The organism is Mycobacterium sp. TH-M116, from assembly GCF_057473685.1.
In genome coordinates, this window is record NZ_JBYCLC010000322.1 from 1 (window position 1) to 9,680 (window position 9,680).

General features: G+C 68.3%; 9 protein-coding genes and 1 pseudogene. 3 read left to right on the top strand and 7 right to left on the bottom strand.

What is annotated here, in order from left to right; genetic code table 11:
- The 3 genes from AC2VOK_RS16655 to meaB form a co-directional block, all read right to left on the bottom strand.
- Positions 1–807 (bottom strand): PPE family protein (locus AC2VOK_RS16655; protein ID WP_428901474.1); only part of this gene is annotated, 807 nt, incomplete at its 3' end.
- 108 nt (positions 808–915) lie between these two features.
- Entirely contained in the window at positions 916–2,076 is a 1,161-nt protein-coding gene (locus tag AC2VOK_RS16660; RefSeq protein WP_428901475.1) for a PPE family protein, read from the bottom strand.
- Positions 2,077–2,505: 429 nt separating this feature from the next.
- Positions 2,506–3,393 (bottom strand): methylmalonyl Co-A mutase-associated GTPase MeaB, encoded by an 888-nt coding sequence (gene meaB, locus AC2VOK_RS16665; protein ID WP_428901469.1) that lies wholly within the window; start codon positions 3,391–3,393, stop codon positions 2,506–2,508.
- A gap of 152 nt (positions 3,394–3,545) precedes the next feature.
- On the opposite strand from meaB, the gene AC2VOK_RS16670 reads away from it, so the two are divergent.
- Complete coding sequence (locus AC2VOK_RS16670) at positions 3,546–4,397, top strand: proline iminopeptidase-family hydrolase (protein WP_428901476.1); 852 nt, start codon at positions 3,546–3,548, stop codon at positions 4,395–4,397.
- Between the two features lie 95 nt (positions 4,398–4,492).
- Here AC2VOK_RS16670 and AC2VOK_RS16675 read toward each other — a convergent pair whose 3' ends face one another.
- Genes AC2VOK_RS16675 through AC2VOK_RS16690 form a run of 4 tightly spaced genes read right to left on the bottom strand, consistent with a single transcriptional unit; the run spans position 4,493 to position 8,650 of the window.
- A complete protein-coding gene (locus tag AC2VOK_RS16675) occupies positions 4,493–5,260 on the bottom strand; it encodes an enoyl-CoA hydratase/isomerase family protein (protein ID WP_428901470.1) in 768 nt (255 codons plus the stop codon).
- Between the two features lies 1 nt (position 5,261).
- Positions 5,262–6,350, bottom strand: a complete 1,089-nt coding sequence (locus AC2VOK_RS16680; protein ID WP_428901471.1) for an acyl-CoA dehydrogenase family protein — start codon at positions 6,348–6,350, stop codon at positions 5,262–5,264.
- A complete protein-coding gene (locus tag AC2VOK_RS16685) occupies positions 6,337–7,242 on the bottom strand; it encodes an acyl-CoA dehydrogenase family protein (protein ID WP_428901472.1) in 906 nt (301 codons plus the stop codon). The genes AC2VOK_RS16680 and AC2VOK_RS16685 overlap by 14 nt, the downstream gene beginning before the upstream one ends.
- The gene (locus AC2VOK_RS16690; protein WP_428901473.1) at positions 7,220–8,650 is read right to left on the bottom strand and encodes a class I adenylate-forming enzyme family protein; all 1,431 of its coding nucleotides are present in this window, start codon (positions 8,648–8,650) and stop codon (positions 7,220–7,222) included. The genes AC2VOK_RS16685 and AC2VOK_RS16690 overlap by 23 nt, the downstream gene beginning before the upstream one ends.
- Positions 8,651–8,780: 130 nt before the next feature.
- Here AC2VOK_RS16690 and AC2VOK_RS16695 point away from each other — a divergent pair, with 130 nt between their 5' ends.
- Both AC2VOK_RS16695 and AC2VOK_RS16700 read left to right on the top strand, forming a co-directional pair.
- The gene (locus AC2VOK_RS16695) at positions 8,781–9,101 is read left to right on the top strand and encodes a 2Fe-2S iron-sulfur cluster-binding protein (RefSeq protein WP_428901477.1); all 321 of its coding nucleotides are present in this window, start codon (positions 8,781–8,783) and stop codon (positions 9,099–9,101) included.
- Between the two features lie 62 nt (positions 9,102–9,163).
- Positions 9,164–9,680: pseudogene (locus AC2VOK_RS16700) on the top strand (amidohydrolase family protein); the annotation flags it as partial.

The following is a 9,680-nucleotide window of genomic DNA, read 5'->3' on the forward strand; positions in this document are numbered from 1 at the left end:
CCCGAAAGCGGCTGCGGTGCCGGTGAAGAAGCTGGTGATACCGGCACCGAAGAAGGGCAGACCCATCGTGTCGTAGAAGAAGTTCCCGAAGGGTCCATAAAAGTTCAGGAACTCCTGCAGGGTGTCCGCCGCAGTTGTCGCGACCGAGTGCAGCGGCGATGTGAGGCTCTGCAGCGCGGCGGGCAATGACGAAACCATCTGCGACAACGTGCTCTGCGCCGCACCCGCCGACGTCGCGGCGGCATGGGCAACCGCACCGGCCTGTTGCGTCGCGGCCGCGAGGTTGGTGGTCTGCGGTGGCGCAGAATAGGGGGTCACCGATGCGGCGGCCGAAGACGAGCCCGCGTATCCGAACATGGTCGCGGCGTTTTGGGCCCACATTTCGCCGTACTGCGCTTCATTGGCGGCAATCGCCGCGGCGTTCTGGCCCAGAACATTGGTGGCAATCAGGGAGCTCAATTGGGCGCGATTACCCGCGATCTGCGGTGGAGGCACGATCGCCGCGAGCGCCGCCTCAAAGGCTGCCGCCGCCGAGCGCGCCTTACTGGCCGTCTCCTCGGCTTGAGCGGCGGCGGTGCGCATCCACACCGTATAGGGGGTGATCGACGCCGCCATCGCCGCCGATGCGGGCCCCATCCATTCTTCGCTGTTCAGCCGGGTGACCACGGTTTCGTAATCGGTTGCCGCCGAATTCAGCTCACCAGCCAAACCGCTCCACGCCGATGCGGCCCCAAGCATCGACGACGCTCCCGGACCCGAATACAGGCGGGCCGAGTGGATCTCGGGCGGGAAAGAACCAAAATTGATCATTTCCAAGGCCTATCTGGTTGTGTGCTTGTGGATAACATGTCTCTTTTTCCGCGATACTGTTGTGAGAATACTGTTGTCAGCCAATCGCTTCGCGTCTGTTCCGCGCTACACGGCATCGGGGGGGCGCGCCATCACGGTCGGGCGAATCCCATAGCGGCGCCGGCCGAAGACTGCGCCGCGCCGATCCCTGGGTACGCCGGGGATCAGCCCCTGCGTCGAACCTGCCGGGGCGCCGTGCACGAAAGACGCCGCCGTTCCCGGCGTCACCGGGTTCAACGCGGACGGAGACGTGGCCCAACTCGGCGGTACCGACATCAGCCCGACCCTGCCGGCCTGACTCACATTCGCCGAGACCAGTACGGCCCTCCCACCCGCGGGTGCCCCAGTCGAAGTCGAGGCCAGGGCCGGTTCGATCGCGGGGACCAGCGCCGCCTTCCCGAAGTGGGGCACAAGCTGCTGAGAAAACAGGTAGCCCAACTGAACAACACCCGCGCCGAAATAACTCAACCCGTAGGTGTTCACCGTCAGGTTCAAGTTCTCGGTAGGAAAGACGTTCAAGCTTGCCGACAGGCCCGAGAGCTTCGACTCGATACCACTGAGCACCGAGGTTCCAAATTGCTGCAGGATCCCGGTGGCAGACGTCGCCTGGGACGCCGGAGAGGCCGCCGCATGCTGTGCGGTACCCGCGGCCAACGAACCGGCGTTGGTGACCGCTGCCTCCTGGCTGGCCGCCCCGGCCGGATTGGTGGTGTTCGGTGGCGCTACGAAGGCACTCAACGCCGAGGCGGTGGCCGGCGAACTGGCGTAGCCGTACATCGCGGTCGCATCCTGGGCCCAGAACTCCGCGTACTGGGCTTCGGTCGCCGCGATCGCGCCGGTGTTCTGGCCGAAGAAGTTCGTCGCGACCAGCATCATCAACTGGGCCCGGTTGGCGGCGATCATGGGCGGGGGCACCGTCATCGCGAACGCGGCCTCATACGCCGCTGCGGCTGCTTTGGCCTGCATGCCGGACTGTTCGGCCAGCAGAGCGGTCCGGTCGAGCCAGTCCAGGTAGGGAGCAACCGCCGCCACCATGGCGGCTGAGGTGGGACCCAACCACCGCAGGCCGGCCAGATCGGCGATCGCGGCTCGATAGCCGCCGGCCACGATGCCAAGCTCGGCGGCCAGCCCGTCCCAGGCTGCCGCGGCGGCCATCAGGGGAGCCGAGCCCGGGCCCGAATACAACCGGCCCGAATTGATCTCGGGCGGCAGCGCGCCGAAATCCAGGGACAGCAACCCCTGGGACGCCACCTCGGGCAGGAATGCCGCAGAAACAACGGCGTCTGACGCGTCCGCCGTCACCGAGCGCCCCGCAGGCCGGTTGCATAGACCACAAGCCCCAGTGGCGGCGCGCCGTGCGAAGACTGCATGGAAGTAGGGGACGAACCGGCACGGTCGCCGCGCACCCGCGCCGGCCCCATCTGACCGTGGGCGGCCGCGGTGCCGGGTCGCGCACAGAGGGCGCTCGACGTTGGCAAGGGCTGATCGCGGGAACGCCGGCATCGCAGTTGGAGCAACGCCATCCGGCCGTCTGACGAGTGCACCCAGGTACCATATAGTGCACCGATTTATTTACGCCCTGAAACGAATATGTGAAGGTCTTGCAAATTTCCTGGCAATCAGCTTAAGGCCGGCCCCGACCGCGGGCGATGACCCTCAATCGTCGTGTCGAGTGGCCCATGACAGCAGCTTGCCGGCGGCGCTGTCGGGGTCGTCGCGTCCGTCGACCACCGACGCGGCCAGCTGCGCGAGTTCGGGCCGGAACCGCAGCCGCGTCTGTGCCAGCGACAAGATCTGCGACCGCGCGCGAGCCAGCCGGCGGGCGCGGCTGTCGCTGCGGCGATGGTCGTCGATGGCGGCCATCAGGTCCGCGGTTCCCTCGTCGCGGGCGGCGACCATGCTCACGATCGGGACGTCGGTCTCGGCGCGCAGGTCCCGCACGGTCTGGTCAGCACCCTCGCGGTCGGCCTTGTTGACCACCACGATGTCGGCGACTTCCAGCACGCCCGCCTTGGCGGCCTGCACGGCGTCACCCGCCCCGGGATTGAGGATCACGACGGCCGGGTCGGCGACGGCGGCGATCTCGATCTCGGACTGCCCGACCCCGACGGTCTCCAGCAGGATGACGTCGTAACCGATGGCGACGAGCAGCCGCAGCGCCGCCGGAATGGCGGCGGCCAGCCCCCCGAGGTGGCCGCGGGTCGCCACCGAGCGGATCAACACCCCGGAGTCGTTGATGTGCGAAGCCATCCGGATGCGATCCCCGAGCAGGGCCCCGCCGCTGAACGGCGAGGACGGGTCCACGGCCAGCACGGCTACCCGCCAGCCCCGCTCGCGGTAGGCCCCGACCAGGGCTGCGATCGTCGTCGACTTACCCGCACCCGGCGGCCCGGTGATGCCTACAACGGGCACCGCACGTGCCGACGAGGGTCCGATGCTCGCCAGCACCTCGTCACGCTGCTCACCCTCGACCAGGGTGAGCAGCCGCCCGGCGGCGCGCGGAGATCCGTTGCGCGCGCTCGCGATCAGGTCGGAGATGGTCACGTGTGCATTATGGGCTCAAGGGGGTTGGCGCCGCGGGCCTTGCCGACGGTGATGGAGAACCCCTCGATCTCCGGATCCAGCGGCTTGAGTGCGGCCGCCTCGCCTCCCGCCCGGGCTTGAGATAGGAAGGGGATGTGGCTGAGCGCGAAGGCATGATCGCGGTAACGGGGGGCAACGTCTGGTTCAGACGGGCCGGCGGCGGTCCGGGCCGTCCCGTGCTCGTGGTCCACGGCGGCCCCGGCCTGCCGCACGACTACCTGAGGTCGCTGGAGCGGCTGGCCGACGAGCGGGAGATCATCTTCTGGGACCAACTCGGATGCGGGAATTCCGGACGGCCGTCGAACACCGACTTGTGGACGATGGAACGCTCGGTGGCCGAGATGGATTCGGTGGTGCGGGCGCTCGGCCTGAATCGCTTCCATGTCTTCGGCAACTCGTGGGGCGGGATGCTGGCGCAGCAGTACACGCTCGACGTGAACTCCGGGGCGGTCAGCCTCACCATCTCGAACAGCATCTCCTCCATACCGCAGTTTTCCGCGATGGTAGCCCGGTTGAAGTCGGAGTTGGATCCGCAGACCCAATCCGCCATCGCACGCCACGAGGCCGCGGGCACGACCTCTGCGCCCGAATACCGGGCGGCCATCCGCACCTGGAACGAGACCTTCCTGTGCCGCGTACGGCCTTGGCCCGCCGAGCTCATGGCGGCTTTCGCGGGCATGGGCGCCGAGATCTTCGAGACGATGTTCGGCTCCAGCGACTTCCACATCGTCGGGACCATCCGCGATTGGGACGTGCTGGACCGCCTGGCCGAGATCACCCTGCCGACCCTGGTGCTCGCGGGCAGGTACGACGAGTGCGCACCCGACCACATGTACGAGATGCACCGGCGCATCGAGGACTCGCGGTTCGAGCTGTTCGAATCCAGCTCGCACATGCCGTTCATCGAGGAGCCCGCCCGGTTCGACCGGGTGATGCGCGACTTCCTGCGCCAGCATGACGGCTGAGTTCCCGGCGCCGCCGGAATGAGGCCGCGAGCGTAACGCCAGGGCGAAAAAGCGCGCCTGATTTCGCAATGGCGTTACGCTCGCACTCGTTGCGATCAGTTCTTGCCCGCCGTCAGCTTGGCGATGATCGAGCGGAAGTCGTCGGTGGTGAACGACTGGTGCTCAGCCGCGAGGGCATAGTCCAGGCTGGCCAGCACCGCGCGCTCCAAATGGATGTTGAGCACCCGCTTGGTGCTCTCGACCGCCTGCTGGGGCAGCTCCAGGATCTTCTCGGCGCACGCGATCGCCTCCGCGACAGGATCGGCCACCACATGGTTGGCCAGCCCGAGCTCCACGGCCCGCTCGGCGCGGATCCTTTTTCCCGTCAACGCGTATTCCTTGGCGAGCAGCAGGCTGATGTGCAGCGGCCAGGTGAGCGGCCCGCCGTCGGCGGCCACCAGTCCCACCTGCACGTGGGGGTCCGCGAGGTAGGCGTCTTCGGCGATGTAGACGATGTCGCTCAACGCCACCAGGCTGCAGCCCAGGCCGACGGCGGGCCCATTGACCCCCGCCACCAACGGGATCCGGCACCGCGCCATGCCCAGCACGATCTCGCGCCCGTCGCGGATGGTCTTGGCGCGCAGCGCGGCGTCCTCCGAAAGCTCCTTGAGATAGCTGAAGTCGCCGCCTGCCGAGAACGCCCGGCCCGCGCCGGTGAGCACCGCCGCGCGCGCCGTCGGGTCTTCGGTCAGCCGCTGCCACAGCCGCGCCAGCCCGACGTGCAGGTTGTCGTTGACCGAGTTCAACGAGTCCGGCCGGTTCAGTGTGATGATCCGCAATGCGCCCTCGGCACGGACGTCGATCTCGTCGGGCATGTCGTACACGTCAGACCCCCAGTCCCAGGATTCGTGAAGCGATGATGTTCTTCTGTATCTGCGAGGTTCCGCCCATCACGCTCTGCGCGCGGCTGTAGAGGTAGGCGCCGAGCAGGTCAGGGTCGCCGGTCCCCGCGACCGCCAGGGCAGCGTGTCCGACCGACTGCTCGACCCAGGTCATCAACAGCTTGTCGAGCGACCCTTCGGGTCCGTGCGAAACCCCGTCCAGCTGTTCGGACAGTCGCCGCCGGACGTGATGAGTCAGCATCTCCGACTGAACCGCCGCCCACGCGACCTCCTCGGATACCTGCGCGCCGCTGCGCGCCACCAGGTTTCGCACCAGCTTGCCGTACCTGGCGGCGTAGCCGAGGGTGGAGGGTTCGCGCTCGTGGCCGACGACGGTCATGGCGACCGCCCAGCCGTCGTCGGGCGCCCCGACCATCCGGTCGGCCGGCACCGTGGCGCCGTCGAAGAACACCTGCCCGAACTCGTTGGTGACCCCACTGATCATGCGCAGCGGACGCTGTTGCACGCCAGGCTGTTTCATCTCGAGGACGAATGCCGACAGGCCCCGGTGGCGTTTGGCCCCGGGGTCGGTGCGGGCCAGCAGCAGACACCAGTCGGCCACGTCGGAGTAGCTGGTCCAGATCTTGTGTCCGTGGATCACGTAGTTGTCGCCCGCGCGGCGCGCGGTGGTCGTCAGCGAGGCCAGATCCGAGCCGGCGCCGGGCTCGCTGAAGCCCTGGCACCACCGTTCGGTCCCGTCGATGATGCCGGGCAGGAAGCGCCGGCGCAGCTCGTCGCTCGCGTGCCTGCCGATGCCGTAGACCAGGTAGCCCACGCTCGGGCGCGGCGGCGCGCCGGCGCGGGCCAGCTCTTCGTCCACGATGACGTCGTAGAGCGGCGGCAGGTCCCGGCCACCGTATTCGCGGGGAAACGACAGCCCGAAGAAGCCCTCGCGGTGGAGGGCCTGGTGCCACTGGGCCTGGCGGGCCCAGTATTCGTCGCCGGAGCTGGGAAAGTCTTGGGCGTGCAACGACAGCCAGGTTCGCAGCCGTTCGCGGAACGCCGCCTCGTCGGGTGAGTCACGAAAGTCCACAGTCGATCTCCTTCAGCGCGACGGGCCACAGTTCGGTGGAGGTCAACGCCCGGCGCAGGTAGACGTGCACCAGGCAGTCCCAGGTGTTGCCGATGCCGCCGTGCACCTGGATCGCGGTCTCGCAGACGGTGCGGGCGGCCCGGGCGCAGTAAACTTTCGCGATCTGGGCGGCCCGGATGGCTTCGGCCGGCGGAAGCTCGTCGACCCCCCACGCGGCATGGCGCGCGATGCTGATCGAGCCTTCGATCAGCGCGAGGCTTTCGGCCAGCAGGTGCGCGACGGCCTGGTAGGACCCGATCGCTTTGCCGTACTGTTCGCGGATTTTCGCGTAGTCGCAGGCGACGGCGTGCGCGCCGCGGGCGATTCCGACCAGGTCGGCCGACGTGGTGGCCAGCGCGAGCGCCAGCCATCGTGCGGCATCGTCGTCGGACACCTCACCGAGAGGAGTCGGCTCCCCCGTCGAACTCGCTTCGGCCCGAGTCAGATCCGCACCGCGACGACAGTCGCCGACCTCTGTCGCCAGCACGGTGCCGCCCGAGAGCACGAGTGCGCGTCGGCATGCGCGCGCGTCGATCGCCCGGCCGTCGACACCTACGGTTGCCCCCCCAACGTCGGCGCCGATGTGGCGGGCCAGATCGTCGGCCAGCACCGGCCCGAGGAACGGCGCGTCGACCAGGCGGCGCCCGAATTCCTCGGCCACGATCGCCACCTCCACGCCGGACGCACCGTCGGAGCGCAGCGCGCGCCAGCCGCTTCCCGCGACCTGCCGGTCCAGGCGCCTGATCCGCCCGTTGTCGTCGAGGCCCTGGACCGACCCCGGCCCGAGGTCGTCGGCCAGCTTGGCGGCGGCGTCGCGTAGTTGCTGCTGTTCAGCTGTCAGACGCACATCCATGGCGCTCCTTGAGAACTCGGCGCAACACCTTGCCCGAGGGCAGGCGCGGGATATCGGGAACGAACACCACGCGGCTTACGCGTTTGTAGGACGCGAGCCGCTGCTCGACCCGGTCGATGAGTTCGGCGGCGACCGCCGCCGTATCTACGGCGGCGCGCGCCGCGACTGCGGCGACGATGGCTTCGCCGTTGATCCCGTCCGGGACACCGAACACCGCGCAGTCTGTGACGGCCGGATGACCGTGCAGCACCGTCTCGACTTCGGCGGGGGCGACCTGGAAACCGCGGACTTTGATCATCTCCTTGAGACGGTCGGTGATCCGCAACGATCCGCCGGTGTCCACCCAGCCGACATCCCCGGTCCGGTACCAGCCGTCGCAGAACGCTTCGGAGGTCGCTTCGGCGGGCAGGTATCCGGCCATCAATGACGGCGAGCGCGCCTGGATTTCGCCGACTGCCCCTGGGCCGACCGACCCTGGGCGGACCGGCTCACCGGTGTCCAGCGAGACCACCCGCACCTGCACGCCCGGCACCGGCCGCCCGACGGTGTCGAGGCGGGCCCCGCGGACCGGATTGCAGGCGATGACGGGCAGTTCGGTGGTGCCGTACGCCGGTACCCAGCCCACGCCGGTCCGCCGGGTCACGGTCTCGGCGACGCTGACGGTCACCGGCGTCGCACCCCACATGATGAAGCGCAGCGACGACAGGTCGTAGGACTCGAGTCGGGGGTGCGACGCGATGGCAAGCGCGATCGGTGCGACCGCCATTTCGACTGTGATGCGGTCTTTTTCGATGTGATGCAGCATGGCGTCGATGTCGAAGCGGGAATGCAGGCGGATCTGGGCACCGGTTCGCAGCGCGGTGAGGATGTTGAGCAGGCCGAGGATGTGGGACGGCGGCGTGACCACCTGGATGCGGTCGCGACCCGTCAACCGCAGCGCTCGCCGCCAGTGTCCGACGGCCTCGTCCAGCGCCGCGTGGGTGTGCCGCACTGCCTTGGGCAGGCCGGTGGTGCCCGAGCTGAAGACCAGGACCGCATCGGCGGGGGGCGGCAGCGCCCGGGCAATCGGCTCGGTAGGGGGGATCGGTTCGTCCAGATGCAGCATCGGCAGCAGGCCGGCCAGCACGGGATGGTCACCGACGGCGTGTTCCGGGCCGGTCAGCGCGAGCGCATGGTCGACCTCGTCGCGTTTCCAGGCGGGGCTGACGAGCACGGGGGTCGCCCCCAGCCGCCAGATCGCCAGCAGCGCGGCGACGAATTCCGGGCGATTGGATGCCATCACCGCAACCCTCTGGCCTGTCGCAACGCCCCGTTTGACGAGTGCCGCGGCCAGCCCGGCGGCCAGCGCGTCGAGTTGCGGCGCGCTGACGCGCCGCTCGTCGAACACGAGCGCTGCCGGCTCGGTCACGTCCCGTTCCTTCCAGCAGTCCGACCGTCGAAGAGAAGATCCTATCGGCTGACGAGAATATTATTCTCTATAATGAAGAACGCAAGTACGGGAGGGCGGTCATGACGGCGGCCACCGCGATCATCGAGGACTGATCATCGAGGACACAGTGACGACTCCAGCATCCAACGGTGCCGAGCCCGGCACGGTGACAATCCACCTCGACCGCACGAAGGTGACGGTGCCACGGGTCCCCGGCGAGACGCTGTTGGAAAGCGCGCGACGAGCCGGTCTGGCGCCGCCGTTCAGTTGCGAGGCCGGCAACTGCGGAACCTGCATGGCCAGGCTCGTCGAGGGCCACGCGACCATGCGCGTCAACGACGCTCTCGAGGCCGACGAGGTGGCCGAGGGATACATCCTGACCTGCCAGGGCGTGCCCGACACGGCGTCGGTCACGGTGCACTACGAGTAGTCGCAGAAAGGCGGCAGCTGATGTACGCCGAAGACCTGATCCTGGTGAGCATCGACGACCACGTCGGCTTCGGGGCGATCAGCATGGCGCCCGACGCGCCGATCGACAACCTGATCATCCTGGCCACCCCGGTCTCGGCGATGTGCACCCAGGATCTGCTGTGGGGCCCGGCGATGCGCAAGTATCCCGACCTGAAGTTCGCCTTCTCCGAGGGCGGCATCGGCTGAATCCCGTTCTCCCTGGATCGCAGCGACCGCCACTACACCAACCAGAAGTGGCTGCGCCGCGATTTCGGCGACAAGCTGCCCAGCCAGGTGTTCCGAGAGCATTCCCTGGCGTGCTACGTCACCGACAAGACCTCGCTGAAGCTGCGTCACGAGATCGGCATCGACATCATCGCCTGGGAGTGCGACTACCCTCATTCCGACTGCTTCTGGCCGGACGCGCCCGAACAAGTGCTGGCCGAGCTGACCGCCGCGGGCGCCGACGACTGCGACATCGACAAGATCACCTGGGCCAACGCCTGCCGCTTCTTCGGCTGGGACCCGTTCGCCCGGACGCCGCGTGCCCACGCGACGG